This is a genomic window from Neisseria animaloris (assembly GCF_900637855.1).
Classification (GTDB): domain Bacteria; phylum Pseudomonadota; class Gammaproteobacteria; order Burkholderiales; family Neisseriaceae; genus Neisseria; species Neisseria animaloris.
In genome coordinates, this window is the sequence record NZ_LR134440.1 from 585,293 (window position 1) to 603,107 (window position 17,815).

Sequence of the window (17,815 nt, forward strand, 5' to 3'; positions counted from 1 at the left end):
CAGCTTGATAACAAAGAGGCCGTCTGAAAAGTTTCAGACGGCCTCCTTTTTATGGCAGAGCTTGAACGGCTGTTTAAAAATGCAAAGCATGCGGCACAAACACAAGCAAGCCGGCCGAACCCGACAGAACCAAAATCTGAAATGGTTGCAACAAATAGGGCGAGCATCCCTGCCCTACGGGTGTTTGGCTGAAAACCGAAGGCCGCCTACAATTTTCAAAAGACTCCAAAATTTAGTTCATTTACACTCTTTTTTAGAAAAAACCAATCATGTAAGTCTTGACTACATTGTAAATTTCTAATAACTATATTCTACTATACTAAATCTATATAATTTACCAGAAAATAATTTATCATTAATATAAAGGAGGGGTTACATGAATGAAAATAATTATATCGGATACATGAAATTTTATGGAGAGCGAGTAGAGAAAGGTATTATTCAAGCAGATATAGCTGGACAAGCTTTGTTAGGATTTGATGAATGTATAAAATTTTTTAATCAACAGCAATTACCTACAATAAATTCATACGATTATAAAATACCTGTCAAAACTGAAGAAGGTTCTTGGGTTGTTTGGGTATTAGGTACTGTTGTTACTGGTTCAAGTATTTTTGTAGGTAGCTATTTAAAAAAAGCAGCAGAAAAAATGGCAGAAAATGACTTTAAAGACATTGGATTGTCTGATGTTTTCAAAAAGTCAATTGAAGCCCTTAAAAATCTTATTGAGTTAATTAAACATAAAAAAGGAAATTTTGAGTGGAATTACGAGGATTACAAAATTGAACAACATGGTGATCGATATGTTGTATCAATTAAGAATGAAGTTGGAAAATTAATCTATATACCAGTTGAGCAATTAGAATGGTTTAAGAAAATTCCAAAAAAATCCCTAGAAAAGATGGTTAAAGGAGTAATGGCAGGACAAAATTTATCCATTGGTGTTAAAAATAAAGAAAAATTTGACTCAACATCTATTACCATTAAAGATAAGCCTTTGTTTTTACAGAAAGAAGATGAAGAACTAGAAGAAATTATTTTTCCAGAGCTTATTCATGGAGAAGAAGTTCAATTAGAAGGTAAACTCATAAGAGGAAATGAAAAAACTAATTCCCTTGGATTTGAATACAAAGGAGTGATCTTAAACTGCCATCCTGCACGCGGATCCATTAGACAATACAAATCCTCACTTTTTCTAAAATGTAAGATATATTGTTATGTTAGCAGATTAATGAAAAACCACTTAATTCCTGATAAGAAGCCGACTTTATTTTTAGAAGATGTGGAACCTTTAGAAAATGACCAATTTGATCTATTCAACCATTAGATTAGATTGATTACAGAAGTTTTTTATAAAGGCCGTCTGGAATTTTTCAGACGGCCTTTTCCAATCAAATGCAAATCAAGCCAGCTTGCCGCCAACCCAATCATCCACGCTATTTAAAGCATCGGGCAGTTTAGCGGCATCCGTACCACCAGCCTGTGCCAAGTCCGGCCGTCCGCCGCCTTTGCCGCCTACTTGTTTGGCAACAAATTTCACTAAATCGCCTGCTTTCACTTTGGCTGTCAACGGTTTGGAAACGCCTGCACATAGGGAGACTTTGCCGTCGTTTACGGCGGCGAGCAGCACGACGGCTTGGTCGGATTTGCCGGTAAGATCGGTAACGATTTCGCGCAAGGCGGCTGCGTCGGCTTCGATTTGGGCCACCACGAGTTTGGCTTCGCCTACGTCTTTGGCGTTATCCAAGAGTTTTGCACCGGCGTGTACGGCAAGCTCGGCTTTGGCTTTGGCCAAATCTTTTTCCAGCGCTTTGGTTTGGGCGGCGTTGGCTTGGATTTTGGCCAATACGTCGCGCTCGGTTTGGGCTTTGACTTCGGCGATGATGTTGTTGATCAAACGCTCTTGGTTTTGCGCCCATTGCAGGGCGTTTTGGCCGGTGATGGCTTCGACGCGGCGGATGCCTGCTGCGATACCGCCTTCGGAAATGATTTTAAAGAAGCCGATTTCGCCGGTGCGGGTAACGTGGGTGCCGCCGCACAGTTCGGTGGAGTATTCGTCCATAATCACAACGCGCACGAAATCGCCGTATTTTTCGCCGAACAGCATCATGGCTCCGGTTTTTTGGGCTTCTTCCATGCTCATGGTTTTGACTTCTACGGGCACGTTTTGCATGATGGCGTGGTTGACGCGGCGTTCGACTTCGGCGATTTCTTCGGCGGTGATGCCTTGCGGATGGGAAATGTCGAAGCGGGTGATGTCGGCGTTTTGCAGCGAGCCTTTTTGTTCGACATGAGTGCCGAGCACGTCTCGCAGGGCTTGGTGCATCAGGTGGGTAACGCTGTGGTTTTTGGTGATGGCATCGCGGATGGCGTTATCGACTTGCGCGCTGACGCTGTCGCCTACTTTCAGACGGCCTGTTACGACGCTGCCGAAGTGACCGTTAACGGCGGCTTTGATTTTTTGTGTATCTTCCACGCGGAAGTTGAGGCCGTCTGAAACGATATGGCCGACATCGCCCACTTGTCCGCCTGATTCGGCATAGAAAGGGGTTTGGTCGAGCACAACGATGCCGCTTTCGCCTTCGTTCAGTTCGGTTACGGCTTCGCTGCCTTTATATAAGGCCAATACTTTGGCTTCGGTTTGGCGTTGGGTATAGCCTTTGAACTCGGTATCTTGGCCGTCGTAGGTGATTTGGGTGTCGGCTTTGAAGCTTTGTGCGGCGCGGGCGCGGGCGCGCTGGGCTTCCATTTCGCGGTTGAAGCCGTCTTCGTCCATGTCGATACCGCGCTCGCGGCAGATGTCGGCGGTAAGGTCGTAGGGGAAACCGTAGGTATCGTAGAGTTTGAAGATGATTTCGCCGTCCAGCACTTTACGACCGTCTGAAAGGGCGTTTTCCAACAAGGCCATACCGGTTTCGAGGGTTTGGGCGAAGCGGGTTTCTTCGTTTTTCAAGGCTTCTTCGATTTGGCTTTGGCGTTCTTTCAATTCGGGATAGGCTGCGCCCATTTCGGCCACCAAATCGGGCACGAGTTTGTGGAAAAATGCGCCTTTTTGGCCGAGCTTGTAGCCGTGGCGCACGGCACGGCGGATGATGCGGCGCAGCACATAGCCGCGGCCTTCGTTGCTCGGCAGCACGCCGTCGGCAATCAAAAACGAGCAGGCGCGGATGTGGTCGGCAATCACTTTCAGGCTGGGTACGTCCATGCTGAATTCGGTGCCGGTTTCGCGCGCAGCGGCTTTGAGCAGGTTTTGGAACAAATCAATTTCGTAGTTGCTGTTCACATGCTGCATGACGGCGGCCATGCGTTCCAAGCCCATGCCGGTATCTACCGAAGGCTTGGGCAGCGGGTTCATATTGCCTTGTTCGTCGCGGTTGAACTGCATGAACACGCAGTTCCAGATTTCGATAAAGCGGTCGCCGTCTTCTTCGGGGCTTCCCGGAGGGCCGCCCCAGATGTGGTCGCCGTGGTCGTAGAAGATTTCGGAGCAGGGGCCGCAGGGGCCGGTATCGCCCATTTGCCAGAAGTTGTCGCTAGCGTAGCGGCCGCCTTTGTTGTCGCCGATACGGATGATTTTTTCAGACGGCATGCCGATTTCGTTGAGCCAAATGTTGTAGGCTTCGTCGTCTTCGGCGTAAACGGTGGCCAAGAGTTTTTCTTTGGGCAGGTTCAGCCATTCGGGAGCGGTGAGAAATTCCCAAGCGAAATGGATGGCGTCGCGTTTGAAGTAGTCGCCGAATGAGAAGTTGCCCATCATTTCAAAAAAGGTGTGATGGCGGGCGGTGTAGCCTACGTTTTCCAAGTCGTTGTGTTTGCCGCCTGCGCGTACGCATTTTTGTGCGGTGGTGGCGCGGTTGTAGGGGCGTTTGTCGAAGCCTAAGAATACGTCTTTAAATTGGTTCATGCCCGCGTTGGTAAACAGCAGGGTGGGATCGTCGTGCGGCACGAGTGAAGACGAGTGAACGATTTGATGGCCTTTGCTTTCAAAGAATTTGAGGAATTTTTGGCGGAGTTCGTTGGTTTTCATAATATTTTCTGTATATCAATTAAAATATTTCAGACGGCCTCTCCAACTGCATCGGGCCGTCTGAAAAGTTAAAATAAAATCTTATATATATTACAGCAGTTTTTGTTTACCGCCTACTATCAACGGCATACGGCAGTTATTGTCCGTAATCAATAATATCCTTTCCCCCTCTTTCAAACTATCGGAAAACCAGACCCTACTCTATAATCAAGCCGGCTTCTCTTTTTAAATCAAAAATCAAAGGAAATATAATGAATAAATATTTGTCTTTGTGCGGCCTTATCGCACTGGCGCTTACCGGTTGCGGCAACAAGGCTGAAACCCAGCCTCCGAATGCGGCACAAGCCGGCCCCCTTCCTGAAACCCGTGAATTGAAAATCTATAACTGGGTTGAATACGTAGACCCTACCACTCTAGCCGATTTTGAAAAAAACAATGACGTTAAAATCACTTACGACGAATACGACAGTGATGAAACTCTTGAAGCCAAAGTATTAACCGGAAAATCCGGTTACGACATCGTAGCCCCCTCAAATACTTTCGTAGGCCGCCAAATCCAATCGGGCGCATACCAAAAACTCGATAAAAGCCTGATTAGCAACTACAAAAACCTCAATCCCAAATTAATGAAACTGATGGAAAGCGTAGACCCCGGCAACGAATACGCCGTGCCGTTTTTTTGGGGCACCAACACTTTCGCCATCAATACCGAACGCGTGAAAAAAGCCTTGGGCACCGATAAACTGCCCGACAACCAATGGGATTTGGTATTCAACCCCGCATACACCGCCAAACTGAAAAAATGCGGCATCAGTTATCTCGACAGCGCCGCCGAAGTTTATCCGATGGTTTTGAACTATTTGGGTAAAAACCCCAACAGCAGCAATCCCGAAGATTTGGATGCCGCCACCGAATTATTGAAACAAAACCGCCCGAACATCAAACGCTTTACTTCGTCCAGCTTTACCGACGACATGGCCCGCGGCGATACCTGCGTCGCCATCGGCTTCGGCGGCAACCTGAATATTGCCAAACGCCGCGCCCAAGAAGCGGGCGGTAAAGAAAAAATCAGAGTGATGATGCCCAAAGAAGGCGTGGGCATTTGGGTGGACTCGTTTACCATCCCGAAAGACGCAAAAAACGTGCTGAACGCACACCGCTATATCGACGACTTCCTGAAACCGGAAGTGGCCGCACGCAACGGCAATTTCGTTACTTTTGCCCCTTCCAGCGTACCTGCCAAAGATTTAATGGAAACACAATACCGCAACGACAATACGATTTTCCCCACCGATGAAGATTTGGAAAACAGCTTTATCATGGTGCCGATAGAACCGGAAACTTTGAAATATATGATCCGCCAATGGCAGGAAATCAAAGCGGGCAAATAACCCGCTTGGCCATTAAGCAGGCCGTCTGAAAAGTTTTTCAGACGGCCTGCTTGATTACTTGCGGCTTAATCAACGGACATGTTTATGCCTGTGATCATGTTAATGATGATGGTGGTGATGCCCTGCTCCGGGCGTGTTTTTTACTTCCACTTCTACGGTTTTCGGCTTGGCTTTTTTGAATTTCAGGGTCAGCGGAAATTTTTCACCTTCTTTCAGCGGACGTTTCAAGCCCATGAACATAATGTGGTAGCTGCCGGGTTTAAGCTCGACTTCGCGCCCTTTAGGCAGGGGAATCCCGCCTTTCACTTCACGCATACGCATCACGCCGTTGTCGTTCATGTGGGTATGCACTTCGATGTGCTCCGACACGGGGCTGGAAGCGCCGATTAAAGTATCATCGGTTCCGGTTTCGTTTTTAATATCCATAAACGCACCGCCCATGGTCATGCCTTCTACGGTAGCCCGCGCCCAAGCGTCATCCACGTCGATGCCGCCCGCCAGCGCGGTTTGGCACAGGCCGGAAAGCACTAATACGCCTAATAATTTTTTCATATTCGCTCCTTTGTCTTTGTGCATAGAAAAATACGGTTGCCGTCGGTTACTGTATACGGCAAAAAACTAAAACGGCTGTTGATATACATTAAAAAAGGTTCAACCCGTATTCGCGCCAAACCGCCATAAACCACAATACCGACAACAACAGCAAAGCAAGCATTTGGGCTGCCGAACCGGCATCTTTGGCACGTTTCGCCAACTCGTGGCGGGCGGTTGACGTATGATCGACCGCCGCTTCGATGGCAGTATTGAACAGCTCGACAATCAGCGATATAAACGACGCGATAATCAGCATCATACGGGTTGCCGGCCCGAAATCGAGCACAACCGCCAACGCAATCAGCAAGCCGTTGAGCCATACCAGCTGGCGGAATGCGCTTTCATAACGGTAGGCCGCACGCAGGCCGTCTTTCGAATATCCGGCTGCGTTGATGATGCGGCGGATACCTTTTTTGCCTTTCTTTTGGCAGGCATAGTTTTCGTTCGACATAATGGTTTATCCTGTTAACGCCATCATCCACAACACTACCAAAGCCGCCAAAGTGATGTATTGCGCGGCAGATCCGACATCTTTAGCTGTTTTCGCCAGCTTGTGCATTTCTTCGGAAGTATAGTCAACCGCCGCTTCCAAACCGGTGTTAATCAGTTCGACTACGATAGACATCACCGACACCAGCACCAATATCATTTTCACCGCCAAAGTAAAGCCTGCAAAAAACAGCCCGGCGAAAAAAGCGGCATGAATCCACAAAAGCTGGCGGAATCCCTGCTCTTCGCGAGCCGAACGCATGCCGTCGGCGGAATAGCCCAAGGCACGGATGATGCGTTTGATTCCGCGGCCGCCTTTCATCGAAGCAGCATAAGTTTGCAGCTTATGCTCCATGTTTTCAGACGGCCTCAGACCATTCGGCCACGGCATCGGCAAACATGGCAGCTACATCAAAGCCTTTCTGCTTCATGATTTCCTGAAAACCGGTGGGGCTGGTTACGTTGACTTCGGTCAGATAGTCGCCGATCACGTCCAAACCGGCGAGCAGGATACCCCGGCGTTTCAGCTCGGGTGCAAGGGTTTCGGCGATTTCGCGGTCGCGGGCCGACAGTTCCTGCGCCACACCGCGCCCGCCGGCAGCCAGATTGCCGCGCGTTTCGCCCTGCTGCGGAATCCGTGCCAGCCCAAACGGCACCACTTTGCCGCCTATCACCAGCACGCGTTTGTCGCCGTGCACGATTTCGGGGATATAACGCTGCGCCATAATCGTGCGCGTATCAAGCTGCATTAGGGTTTCGAGAATGCTGCCGATATTGGGGTCGGCTTCGGTTAAACGGAAAATGCCCATGCCGCCCATACCGTCGAGCGGTTTCACGATGATGTCGCCATGCTCTTTCAGAAACGCGCGCACATCGGCGGAACGGGTCGATACCAAAGTAGGTGCGGTAAAGCGGCTGAAATTCAGAATCGCCAGCTTCTCGTTGAAATCGCGCATGGCCTGCCCGCTGTTAAACACCTTCGCACCTTGCTGTTCTGCCAATGTGAGCAACTGGGTGGCGTAAAGGTATTGCATGTCGAACGGCGGGTCGGTGCGCATAATCACGGCATCAAAGTCTTTTAAGGCCGTCTGAATTTTATCGGCGGCTTTAAACCACTGTTTATCATAATCGTCTTTCGCGCCGCCGAACTCAAACGCCGCAGCCTGAGCCGTTACCACGCCGTTTTTAACCGCCAACTCGCTGCTCAAGGTATGCGATAAACGCCAACCACGCATAGCCATTTCGCGCATCATTGCATAAGTGGTGTCTTTATAGGTTTTAAAAGTCGCCATCGGGTCGGCGATAAACAAAATGTTCATGAACTTTCCTTATCATATCAACGGCTTCATCATGCCGCATCGAGGCCGTCTGAAACGTTCAGACGGCCTCATCTGTTGTGCTATATCTGCCAATCTATCGGCATTTCACCGTGCTCTTGTAAATAACGGTTGGCTTGCGAGAAATGGCGGCAGCCGAAAAAGCCGCGGTGTGCCGACAAAGGCGAAGGATGCGGCGAAGTCAGCACCAAATGGCGGTTGCGGTCGATAAACGCACCTTTTTTCTGCGCGTGGCTGCCCCACAAAAGAAACACGATATGCTCGCGGTGTTCGTTCAACTGCGCGATCACGCGGTCGGTAAACTGTTCCCAACCCAAAGAAGCATGCGAATGCGCCTGCCCCGCCCGCACGGTCAGCACTGTGTTCAGCAGCAGCACGCCCTGCTCCGCCCAATGTTGCAGAAAACCGTGGCGCGGAATTTGGAAACCGGCAATATCGTTCGCCAATTCTTTATAGATGTTTACCAACGACGGCGGAACGGCAATATCCGGCCGTACCGAAAATGCCAACCCGTGCGCCTGCCCCGCGCCGTGGTAAGGGTCTTGCCCCAAAATCACCACTTTAACTTGATCAAACTCAGTTGCTTTAAACGCATTGAACACATCGGAAGCAGGCGGGTAAATAATCCGGCCGGATGCACGCTCCTGCTTCACGCTTTGAATGATATGTTGAAAATACGGCTGCTGTTTTTCTGCGCCGATGGCCTCATGCCACGTATTCATGATATTTCCAAACCAAATAACGCTGATACGGCAGATTATAGCAAAATATTTTTTTCAGACGGCCTCCCTATATAAAATGAGGCTGTCTGGAAATGTAGCCGGCTGTCTTTGAAATTCATCAGCAAATTCTTTAAACTGCCAACCATGCATTCAAACACTTTTATCGGCATATCAAAGAAAAGGAAACATTATGCGCTCACACCGCCTGCGTGAACTGTTGGAACTGCTCGAACCGTATTGGAAACAAGACCCAGAAATGCATTTAATGCAAATTCTGCAAAAAATTGCCGATGAAGCGGGTTTTGACAAACCGCTTACCGAGCTTTCCGACGAAATCATCATCTACCATCTGAAAATGGCCGGCAAAGATAAGCTGGCTCCTATTCCCGGTTTGCAAAAAGATTATGAAGAGGACTTCAAAAGCGCATTGCTGAAAGCACGTGGCATCGTCAAATAAATCTCTTTTCTGCTCCTGCTGCAAAAAATCGCCGAAGTAACGACAGCGGCATCATACCCGATTCCATTATAAAGGTATAAAGGCCGTCTGAACTTTTTTCAGACGGCCTCCCAACTTTCTTATTCTACTTCAAAGCCCGGATGCCCACGGCATCGCGCACTTGATCAAGCAATACGCGCGCCTGTTTCCGGGCTTTTTGTGCGCCTGCCTGCAAAATATCTTCGATCTGCGCGGGGTTGGCGGTTAAGGCGTTGTAGCGTTCGCGCGGTTCGGCCAATTCGGCGTTGATTTTCGCGGCAAGCATTTTTTTGGCTTCGCCCCATGCCAAGCCTTCGGCCAGCATTTGCGTGAATTCGGCGGTTTCGGCAGGTGTGGCAAAGGCTTTGTAAATCTCAAACAACGGGCTTTCGTCTGGCTGTTTCGGCTCGCCCGGCTCTTTTAAGTTGGTGATGATTTTATTCACCGATTTTTGGGTTTTCTTATCGTTTTCCCACAGCGGAATGGTGTTGCCGTAGCTCTTGCTCATCTTACGGCCGTCCAAGCCTACCAGCAACTCTACGTTTTCGTCGATTTTCACTTCGGGCAGCGTAAACACTTCTTTAAAGCGGTGGTTGAAACGGCCGGCAATATCGCGCGCCATTTCAACGTGTTGGATTTGGTCGCGGCCCACCGGCACTTCTTGCGCGTTAAACATCAAAATATCGGCGGTCATCAGAATCGGGTAGCTGTACAAACCCATTTCGATTTGGTGGTCTTGGTCTTCCTGCCCTTTATCGAGATTTTCCTGCACCGCCGCTTTGTAGGCATGGGCGCGGTTCATCAGACCTTTGGCGGTAATGCAGGTCAGAATCCAGTTCAACTCCATGATTTCGGGAATGTCGCTCTGGCGGTAAAACGTGGTTTTTTCGGGGTCTAAACCGCAAGCCAGCCAAGTAGCGGCAACGGCTTGGGTGGATTCGTGAATCATCTCGGGATCATGGCATTTGATGATGCCGTGGTAATCGGCGAGAAACAGGAAAGATTCGGTATCCGGCGCATGCGAGGCCGCAATCGCAGGGCGGATAGCGCCGACGTAGTTGCCCAAGTGCGGAATGCCGGTGGTGGTTACGCCGGTTAAAACACGTTTTTTATTCATTTTGTTCTCTTTAAATAAGATTTCAGACGGCCTGTTCAAACAGAGGCCGTCTGAAACGGCAATCATAAAAATCAAGTGGCGGATTATACATCAAACACGGTTTTCAGACGGCCTTTACACACAATCCGCCGCGTTTTTCGTAGAGGTATATCAAACTTATCCACAAGCATATTTTATTAATATTCATGAATTTATAAAATATTTTAATCTGTTGGATAGAAAAGATATTGACTTACCCACAGGCGAACCCATATAGCTTTCATCCGAACAATACACAAACTTTAAAGAAAGAAAACAGATGAGATTCGACAAACTAACCGCAAAATTCCAACAAGCGCTGGCCGATGCCCAGAGCTTGGCTTTGGCTGCCGACAACAGTTATCTCGAAGCAGGCCATGTATTGAAAGCTCTGCTCGACGATGCCGAAGGCGGCACCGCAGCCCTGCTTTCACACGCCGGTGTAAACGTACCCCAAGTAAAACAACAACTTACCCAAACCTTAAACAACTTGCCCAAAGTATCCGGCACAGGCGGCGAAATCCTGCCCAGCCGCGAATTACAGGCCGTCTTAAACCTGATGGACAAAGCCGCCATGAAACGCGGCGATGCCTATATCGCCAGCGAACTGTTCCCGCTGGCACTGGTACAGCAAAACGACAGCACCGGCAAAATTCTGAAAAACGCCGGAGCCACCGAACAAAACATCAACGCCGCCATTGATGCGGTACGCGGAGGAGCCGCTGTGGATAACCCCAATGCCGAAGACCAACGTGAAGCCCTGAAAAAATACACACTCGATTTAACCCAGCGCGCCCGCGAAGGCAAACTCGACCCTGTGATTGGCCGCGACGACGAAATCCGCCGCGCCATTCAAGTTTTGCAACGCCGCACCAAAAACAACCCCGTGTTAATCGGCGAACCCGGCGTGGGTAAAACCGCCATTGTGGAAGGCTTGGCTCAACGCATCGTCGATGGCGAAGTGCCCGATTCCCTGCGCAACAAACGCCTGCTGGTGCTTGATTTGGCCGCCTTGATTGCCGGTGCCAAATACCGCGGCGAGTTTGAAGAACGCCTGAAGGCCGTCTTAAACGATTTGGCTAAAGACGACGGCAACACACTGATTTTCATTGATGAAATCCATACTTTGGTTGGCGCGGGTAAAACCGACGGCGCGATGGACGCGGGTAATATGCTCAAACCCGCCCTTGCCCGCGGCGAACTGCACTGTATCGGTGCCACCACTTTGGACGAATACCGCCAATACATCGAAAAAGATGCCGCGCTGGAACGCCGCTTCCAAAAAGTATTGGTGGGCGAACCGAGCGTGGAAGACACCATCGCCATTCTGCGCGGCTTGCAGGAGCGTTACGAAATCCACCACGGCATCGACATCACCGACCCGGCCATTGTCGCTGCCGCGGAATTGAGCAACCGCTACATTACCGACCGCTTTCTGCCCGATAAGGCCATTGATTTGATCGACGAAGCCGCCAGCCGCATCAAAATGGAATTGGATTCCAAACCTGAGCAGATGGACAAACTCGACCGCCGCATCATCCAACTCAAAATGGAAAAAATGCACGTTGAGAAAGAAAGCGACGATGCCAGCAAAAAACGCTTGGAACTGATCGACGAAGAAATCGCCGGCCTGCAAAAAGAATACGCCGATTTAGACGAAATCTGGAAAGCCGAAAAAGCCGCTTCCGCCGGCACCGCCGACGTGAAAAAACAAATCGACGACATCAAAGTCAAAATCGAGCAGGCCAAACGCCAAGGCGATTTTGCCCGTGCCTCTGAACTCGAATACGGAGAACTGCCCAAACTTGCGCGCCAACTGGAATCGCTGGAAAGCAATCCCGAAGAAAAACAGGCCAACAAACTTTTCCGCACCAAAGTGGGCGCGGACGAAGTGGCCGAAATCGTATCGCGCATGACCGGCATTCCCGTGAGCAAAATGATGGAAGGCGAACGCGAAAAACTGCTGAAAATGGAAGACGTGCTGCATAACCGCGTTGTCGGCCAAAACGAAGCCGTGCGCGCCGTATCCGATGCCATCCGCCGCTCGCGTTCAGGCTTGGCCGACCCCAACAAACCTTACGGCAGCTTCCTCTTCTTAGGCCCGACCGGCGTCGGCAAAACCGAATTGTGCAAAGCATTGGCGAGCTTCCTGTTTGACAGCGAAGACCATTTAATCCGCATCGATATGTCGGAATACATGGAAAAACACGCCGTTGCCCGCTTAATCGGCGCGCCTCCCGGCTACGTCGGCTACGAAGAAGGCGGCTACCTAACCGAACAAGTCCGCCGCAAGCCTTATAGCGTGATCCTGCTCGACGAAGTGGAAAAAGCTCACCCCGACGTGTTCAACATCCTGCTGCAAGTGCTGGACGACGGCCGCTTAACCGACGGGCAAGGCCGCACGGTAGACTTTAAAAACACCGTGATCGTGATGACTTCCAACATCGGCAGCCAACACATCCAGCAAATGGGCGTAGCCGACTACGATGCGGTGAAAGAAGTGGTGATGGAAGACGTGAAAGAACACTTCCGCCCCGAAATGATCAACCGTATTGACGAAGTGGTCGTGTTCCACGGCTTGGATCAGGCCAATATCCGCAGCATCGCCAAAATCCAGCTCAAAGGCTTGGAAAAACGCCTTGCCGCGCAAAACCTGCATCTCAAAGTCGACGATGCCGCGCTGGACATCATCGCCAAAGCAGGCTTCGACCCCGTTTACGGCGCACGCCCGCTCAAACGCGCCATCCAAGCCGAAATCGAAAACCCGCTGGCCGTTGCGCTGCTGGAAGGCAAATATCAGCCTGAAAGCGTGATTCATGTGAAAGCGGACGGGGATAAGCTGGCGTTTGATTGATTGGCTTCAACCGTAGCAATCAGGTAGCAATCAATCAGTATAAATGGAGGCCGTCTGAAATTTCAGACGGCCTTTAGCAATCCCTCCTTAACCTTCTCACTCAAAAAAGCGCGACCCACATAAGCTGCATAAAGTTTTGCAGTCAAGAAATGGTAATCGGGCAGCAGGCGCACTACTCTGTCGCCAGCTCAAATAAAGCTACCGTTTTCAACTATTTAGCAGAAAACTTTGAAGCTGAACAGAATGTTCATTATTTCCTATTAAAAAATAATTATTAAACAAAAATAGTATATATCTATCAGAAAGAAAAATATATACTGCCCCATCTTTCCACTCTCATGAAATAAATAATCATTATGACTAATACCAATCACAATTTGAGGCGTTTCCAACCTGTTTTATTATCTATTCTTCGCATCACTTCAGCCTATATGTTTATGTTGCATGGCACAGCAAAACTCTTTGCATTACCGCATATTGAGATGTTTGACGGCTTGCAGCTAATGTCGATTTACGGTTTGGCCGGCATTCTCGAAGTAGTGGGCGGCACGTTACTTCTACTAGGTTTATTTACCCGTCCAGTAGCATTTATATTGTCAGGTATGATGGCCGTTGCTTATTTCATGGCCCACGCGGCTCAAGCCCCTTTATTGCCGCTGATGAATGGGGGCGAACCGGCAGCATTGTTCTGCTTTATTTTCCTGTATATCGCAGCAGCTGGCGGTGGCAGTTGGGCTTTGGATAACAAATTAGGTAAAAAAGCATAATGCCGTTCGAAGCTGTCTTGCTCTTTCCTTTATTTAAGAGAATCCATATTGCTTAATTTATGGTGACCTCTTACTTATCGTATAAGCAAGGCAGCTTTTTTAACAACCTGTTTTTTTATCATTATCTGTTCCGTCATGTTTGAGCTTGGTTCGAACATGATGGATATGCTACTTTATTCAATTTATTTGTCATAGTTTTACCAAACCTATATTATCTGTTTTAAACAAAAACCGCGATATTTCAGGTAGCAATATGAACAAAACCCCTGCTTTATTTCTCGGCCACGGCAGCCCGATGAATGCGATCGAGACCAATAATCCGTTTAACTTCGGCTTTAAACAGACAGCGGAAAAGTTTCCTAAACCCCAAGCCATCTTGATGATTTCCGCCCACTGGTACAGTGATGATCTGCAAGTATCCGGCAACGCAACTCCTGACATGATTTATGATTTTTACGGTTTCCCCGAAGAGCTAAGCCAAGTACAGTACCCTGCTCCCGGCAGCCTCGAACTGGCCGTCGAAGTGCAGCGTTTGCTTGCGCCCGAAACGGTATCTGTAGATAGGCAGCGGGGCTTCGATCACGGCACATGGAGTGTACTCAAGCATCTTTATCCCGAAGCCGATATTCCTGTCGTGCAACTGAGTATAAGCCGAAATCAGCCCTCTGAATGGCATTTCGCGCTGGCTCAAAAGCTCAAACCATTGCGCAAACAAGGTGTATTGATTGTCGGTAGCGGCAATATCGTTCACAACCTACGTGTCATCAGCTTTGCCCATATCCGCCAAGCGGGTGCAGCTTACGAATGGGCGGAAATTTTTCGCAACGGCATCAACCAGGCTATTTTGAATAGAGATAACGAAACATTGGTTCATTATCTGCGCTTGGGTGAGCCTGCTGCTTTGTCCATGCCTACGCCCGAACATTATCTACCCCTGCTCTACATTATGGCGTTGCGCGATGGCGATGATGAAGCTAGACTGTTTAATGATGAAATTGTCGGCGGATCGTTAAGCATGACTTCGGTGTTGCTAGGGCAAAATTTTACCTAATTCATTAAATTATAATATTATTTTTTCAAACAGCTTTTCCAATCAGATAATCCACCAAGGCCGGCACTCCGTCTTCAGCTTTTTTGGCAATCACTTCTATACCTACTTCTACTTGCTGCGGATTCGGATCAACCAAATAGCACTCAGCCGTCGGCGGTGCAAAATGAAGCAACGAAGCCGCTGGATACACTTTCAACGAAGTACCGATTACCACCACGATGTCGGCATCCCTCATGATTTCAACCGCCAGAGGGAACAATGGTACTTCTTCACCAAACCACACAATATACGGGCGCATCGGATAGCCGTTGCAATCAGTGTCGTTTAAAGACTGATCGCCACTCCATTCAAGCACATCATTGTCATTCACACTGCTGCGAACCTTGTTTAATTCTCCATGCAGATGCAACACATTTTGGCTGCCTGAGCGTTCATGCAGATTATCGACATTTTGAGTAATAATCTCTACATAGTAACACTGTTCTAACTTTACCAATGCTTTATGAGCAGCATTCGGTTCTGCCGCATTGGCTTGCCGGCGACGTTCGTTATAAAAATCCAATACCAACTGCGGATTGCGCTCAAAAGCTTCAGGTGTGCAAACATCAGTTACTCTATACCCTTCCCATAAACCACCAGCATCACGGAAAGTTTTCAAGCCACTGTCAGCACTAATACCTGCCCCGGTAAGAATCACGCATTTTTTCATGATTTCATCCCGATTGTTGTATTCAAACGATTATAACGTATTAGTGATAGCTGCATTGTTTACGCAGCAGATTGAAAATGAAGCCTGCAAAGCCGCAAAAAAGCATTTTGCTTTAAAAAATATACAGTGTTAGTAATCAAAACAATGATTTATATCACTTGGTCATTTTGTAGAAAGAATAGGAAATAAATATGCTTTATATTAATAAATAAGAGGCTAATGTAAATTAGCCTCTATTTTTTATTACTGCTTACTGCTTTTTACCACCGATTTGTTCGCATTTTCCACTAGTATCATACCTTGTAGCAGAAACTGCATCTTCACAGCGATAAGCATTACCCAAACTATCCATCCATATGGATAATGTATAATTCGTACCTGCTTTAGGTACCACGCGCAGATTATAACGTTTACTCTTTGGATCTGGTATTTTTACTGAAATTTCGTATCTTTTTTTTACCTCAGGCTTTTGAGCATAGCCATTTACAAATTTAGTTACTTCTGCCTCAGTATTCCATTTAGAAGGCTCTCTTATTCTTGCTGTTTTTAGTGCAGTATTAATATCAATCAATTCCGCATGAGCTTCTGCTAAATGGCCTCTTTCAACATAATGAGAATAGGAAGGTAAAGCAATAGCTGTAAGAATACCAATAATAGCTACCACTATCAGCATTTCTATTAAAGTAAATCCTCTACAATATTTTATTTTTTTTAAATCCATTTAGTTCTACCTTTACTCGACAGATACATAAGATTGCAACATAACAACCGTATTATTATTTTTGCCCCATGCCTTTGAAGTAACTCGGTAAATAGGGGAGCCATCCGGCTGCGTACCAACATATTCCACGATATATCTGGCGTTACGTCTACCTCTTGAAGAACCTACATTATAAATCTTACCATTCGTATCAATACACAAAGAGCCTCCGCATTCCTTTTTTCTTTTCCATGCCGGAGTATCACCACCTGCCTGCACAACCCTCCGTGGAGTTGTAGATACTTCAGAACCTGCAGCAGCACATAAGCCATTACTACAATCGGCTGAAAAAACAACCTGAGAATCTTTGAAATTTAAAATCTCTGCTTCCCCTACTTGTAAGGCCGCCTCAGCCAAAGATAAAGCAAATTTTCTATCTGCATCATTAGTACTGATACGTTGCTCAGTGTTATAAGATTGGGTAGCCGACACAACCAAAAATGCAATAACAAGCATTACTATTAATACAATAAACAGTGAAAATCCTTGCTGTGCGGCTTTCAAATTATGTCTTAAAATGTACGATTTGCGCATGTATTTCCTCCGCGAACAGCAGCTTCAATAGTATAAACATTAACGTTATTAGCTTCAGCTCCAACTTTTCTCTCTGCGTTAATTGAATTATTATTCAATGTGAAACGTATCAATGTTGGTGCTACGGCATCTGCACCAGTTTTTAATGTATCAGTAAATTCAAAAGTTTCTGTTAGAGACTGATCTTTAGGGCAGTTATTAACATACACATATTGAATAGCCATATTATTAACACCAGATATCAATAGCTGAGGTTCTCCCCAATTGCCATCATTAGCCAATTGGAAACGAAATAACCCCTTTTGTTCTCCAACTGTTCCTACTGCATAAGCATTAACAATGTATTGCATTACAGAGATATCTCCTCTCCTATCAGGACCGGGATTCCCTAAATGCACTAGATTATTACTAATAACATTGTTTAATTCATTACTAACGGGACGTACCAAACTATTACAGCTACTTAAAACAATTTGTGAATTAGTCGGTATTTCCTCTGTCGGATTTGCAATAGAACCTGAACCTATTCCATATTGGAAAACCAGTGCATTTGAACTTGGAATAAAGTTCTTTGCAGTAAAATCACTTTGAGCTATTACCCTAATTGGAATTAAATTATCGGATGTTCTCCCTCCTCGACTCACTAACTGAAAAGCAGGATTTCCAGAAAGTGTGCTTCTATCTAACGCATTGACTTTAGTATGAGTTGCCATATTAAAACATCCAAAACTACCGGCCATCCGTGCATCACGAACAATTAAATTGGATGCATTTCTTAAATCCTGCTGCACATCCAGCCTTGACCCTGCCGTATGATTTAACTGCCTGGCAATAAAATATCCAGAACCAACTGCAATCAATACAATCATACTCAACACACTTGCTATTAAAAATTCTATCAAGCTAAAACCTTGTTGCTTTTGATTGCTTGTAATGTGTGGGTATATATTATTTTTTTTCAAATTCATAT

The 17,815-nt window shown here is 47.2% G+C and carries 17 protein-coding genes; 6 read left to right on the top strand and 11 right to left on the bottom strand.

The window, feature by feature from the left end; translation table 11 throughout:
* Nucleotides 1-376: 376 nt before the first annotated feature.
* Nucleotides 377-1,327 (top strand): hypothetical protein, encoded by a 951-nt coding sequence (locus tag EL216_RS02825; protein WP_085390516.1) that lies wholly within the window; start codon nt 377-379, stop codon nt 1,325-1,327.
* Nucleotides 1,328-1,402: 75 nt separating this feature from the next.
* On the opposite strand, the gene alaS is transcribed toward EL216_RS02825, so the two are convergent.
* On the bottom strand, nt 1,403-4,027 hold the full coding sequence (gene alaS, locus EL216_RS02830) for an alanine--tRNA ligase (protein ID WP_085390514.1): 2,625 nt from the start codon (nt 4,025-4,027) through the stop codon (nt 1,403-1,405).
* 251 nt (nt 4,028-4,278) lie between these two features.
* Between alaS and EL216_RS02835 the strand changes: the two genes are divergently transcribed.
* Nucleotides 4,279-5,418, top strand: a complete 1,140-nt coding sequence (locus EL216_RS02835; RefSeq protein WP_085390512.1) for a polyamine ABC transporter substrate-binding protein — start codon at nt 4,279-4,281, stop codon at nt 5,416-5,418.
* 99 nt (nt 5,419-5,517) lie between these two features.
* On the opposite strand, the gene EL216_RS02840 is transcribed toward EL216_RS02835, so the two are convergent.
* The 5 genes from EL216_RS02840 to ung form a co-directional block, all read right to left on the bottom strand.
* The gene (locus EL216_RS02840; protein WP_085390511.1) at nt 5,518-5,970 is read right to left on the bottom strand and encodes a copper chaperone PCu(A)C; all 453 of its coding nucleotides are present in this window, start codon (nt 5,968-5,970) and stop codon (nt 5,518-5,520) included.
* Between the two features lie 88 nt (nt 5,971-6,058).
* Nucleotides 6,059-6,463, bottom strand: coding sequence for a diacylglycerol kinase (locus EL216_RS02845; RefSeq protein WP_085390509.1), 405 nt, complete (start codon nt 6,461-6,463; stop codon nt 6,059-6,061).
* 6 nt (nt 6,464-6,469) lie between these two features.
* Entirely contained in the window at nt 6,470-6,892 is a 423-nt protein-coding gene (locus tag EL216_RS02850) for a diacylglycerol kinase (protein ID WP_085390507.1), read from the bottom strand.
* Nucleotides 6,861-7,820 (bottom strand): glutathione synthase, encoded by a 960-nt coding sequence (gene gshB, locus EL216_RS02855; RefSeq protein WP_085390505.1) that lies wholly within the window; start codon nt 7,818-7,820, stop codon nt 6,861-6,863. Before gshB ends, EL216_RS02850 begins: the two co-directional genes overlap by 32 nt.
* Nucleotides 7,821-7,900: 80 nt before the next feature.
* Complete coding sequence (gene ung / locus EL216_RS02860) at nt 7,901-8,560, bottom strand: uracil-DNA glycosylase (RefSeq protein WP_085390503.1); 660 nt, start codon at nt 8,558-8,560, stop codon at nt 7,901-7,903.
* A 190-nt stretch (nt 8,561-8,750) separates the two neighbouring features.
* Here ung and EL216_RS02865 point away from each other — a divergent pair, with 190 nt between their 5' ends.
* Nucleotides 8,751-9,017, top strand: coding sequence for a YihD family protein (locus EL216_RS02865; protein ID WP_085390501.1), 267 nt, complete (start codon nt 8,751-8,753; stop codon nt 9,015-9,017).
* Nucleotides 9,018-9,141: 124 nt separating this feature from the next.
* On the opposite strand, the gene trpS is transcribed toward EL216_RS02865, so the two are convergent.
* Entirely contained in the window at nt 9,142-10,152 is a 1,011-nt protein-coding gene (gene trpS / locus EL216_RS02870) for a tryptophan--tRNA ligase (protein ID WP_085390544.1), read from the bottom strand.
* A 298-nt stretch (nt 10,153-10,450) separates the two neighbouring features.
* On the opposite strand from trpS, the gene clpB reads away from it, so the two are divergent.
* The 3 genes from clpB to ygiD all read left to right on the top strand — a co-directional run bounded on the left by clpB (nt 10,451) and on the right by ygiD (nt 14,842).
* Complete coding sequence (clpB, locus tag EL216_RS02875; protein WP_085390499.1) at nt 10,451-13,024, top strand: ATP-dependent chaperone ClpB; 2,574 nt, start codon at nt 10,451-10,453, stop codon at nt 13,022-13,024.
* A gap of 356 nt (nt 13,025-13,380) precedes the next feature.
* A complete protein-coding gene (locus EL216_RS02880; RefSeq protein ID WP_085390497.1) occupies nt 13,381-13,791 on the top strand; it encodes a DoxX family protein in 411 nt (136 codons plus the stop codon).
* 253 nt (nt 13,792-14,044) lie between these two features.
* Nucleotides 14,045-14,842: a 4,5-DOPA-extradiol-dioxygenase gene (gene ygiD, locus EL216_RS02885; RefSeq protein WP_085390495.1), complete on the top strand. Its 798-nt coding sequence runs from the start codon at nt 14,045-14,047 to the stop codon at nt 14,840-14,842.
* Between the two features lie 25 nt (nt 14,843-14,867).
* On the opposite strand, the gene EL216_RS02890 is transcribed toward ygiD, so the two are convergent.
* From EL216_RS02890 to EL216_RS02905, 4 genes are all read right to left on the bottom strand, one after another.
* Nucleotides 14,868-15,551, bottom strand: a complete 684-nt coding sequence (locus tag EL216_RS02890) for an SIR2 family NAD-dependent protein deacylase (protein WP_085390493.1) — start codon at nt 15,549-15,551, stop codon at nt 14,868-14,870.
* A 250-nt stretch (nt 15,552-15,801) separates the two neighbouring features.
* Entirely contained in the window at nt 15,802-16,272 is a 471-nt protein-coding gene (locus EL216_RS02895; protein WP_085390491.1) for a PilX family type IV pilin, read from the bottom strand.
* Between the two features lie 12 nt (nt 16,273-16,284).
* Nucleotides 16,285-16,845, bottom strand: coding sequence for a pilus assembly PilX family protein (locus EL216_RS02900; RefSeq protein ID WP_085390489.1), 561 nt, complete (start codon nt 16,843-16,845; stop codon nt 16,285-16,287).
* A complete protein-coding gene (locus tag EL216_RS02905; RefSeq protein WP_085390487.1) occupies nt 16,824-17,813 on the bottom strand; it encodes a PilW family protein in 990 nt (329 codons plus the stop codon). The genes EL216_RS02900 and EL216_RS02905 overlap by 22 nt, the downstream gene beginning before the upstream one ends.
* Nucleotides 17,814-17,815: the final 2 nt, after the last annotated feature.

Coding starts and splice junctions, on each gene's coding strand:
- EL216_RS02825 (WP_085390516.1), top strand. CDS start 377: ATGAATGAAAATAATTATATCGGATACATGAAATTTTATGGAGAGCGA.
- alaS (WP_085390514.1), bottom strand. CDS start 4,027: ATGAAAACCAACGAACTCCGCCAAAAATTCCTCAAATTCTTTGAAAGC.
- EL216_RS02835 (WP_085390512.1), top strand. CDS start 4,279: ATGAATAAATATTTGTCTTTGTGCGGCCTTATCGCACTGGCGCTTACC.
- EL216_RS02840 (WP_085390511.1), bottom strand. CDS start 5,970: ATGAAAAAATTATTAGGCGTATTAGTGCTTTCCGGCCTGTGCCAAACC.
- EL216_RS02845 (WP_085390509.1), bottom strand. CDS start 6,463: ATGTCGAACGAAAACTATGCCTGCCAAAAGAAAGGCAAAAAAGGTATC.
- EL216_RS02850 (WP_085390507.1), bottom strand. CDS start 6,892: ATGCCGTGGCCGAATGGTCTGAGGCCGTCTGAAAACATGGAGCATAAG.
- gshB (WP_085390505.1), bottom strand. CDS start 7,820: ATGAACATTTTGTTTATCGCCGACCCGATGGCGACTTTTAAAACCTAT.
- ung (WP_085390503.1), bottom strand. CDS start 8,560: ATGAATACGTGGCATGAGGCCATCGGCGCAGAAAAACAGCAGCCGTAT.
- EL216_RS02865 (WP_085390501.1), top strand. CDS start 8,751: ATGCGCTCACACCGCCTGCGTGAACTGTTGGAACTGCTCGAACCGTAT.
- trpS (WP_085390544.1), bottom strand. CDS start 10,152: ATGAATAAAAAACGTGTTTTAACCGGCGTAACCACCACCGGCATTCCG.
- clpB (WP_085390499.1), top strand. CDS start 10,451: ATGAGATTCGACAAACTAACCGCAAAATTCCAACAAGCGCTGGCCGAT.
- EL216_RS02880 (WP_085390497.1), top strand. CDS start 13,381: ATGACTAATACCAATCACAATTTGAGGCGTTTCCAACCTGTTTTATTA.
- ygiD (WP_085390495.1), top strand. CDS start 14,045: ATGAACAAAACCCCTGCTTTATTTCTCGGCCACGGCAGCCCGATGAAT.
- EL216_RS02890 (WP_085390493.1), bottom strand. CDS start 15,551: ATGAAAAAATGCGTGATTCTTACCGGGGCAGGTATTAGTGCTGACAGT.
- EL216_RS02895 (WP_085390491.1), bottom strand. CDS start 16,272: ATGGATTTAAAAAAAATAAAATATTGTAGAGGATTTACTTTAATAGAA.
- EL216_RS02900 (WP_085390489.1), bottom strand. CDS start 16,845: ATGCGCAAATCGTACATTTTAAGACATAATTTGAAAGCCGCACAGCAA.
- EL216_RS02905 (WP_085390487.1), bottom strand. CDS start 17,813: ATGAATTTGAAAAAAAATAATATATACCCACACATTACAAGCAATCAA.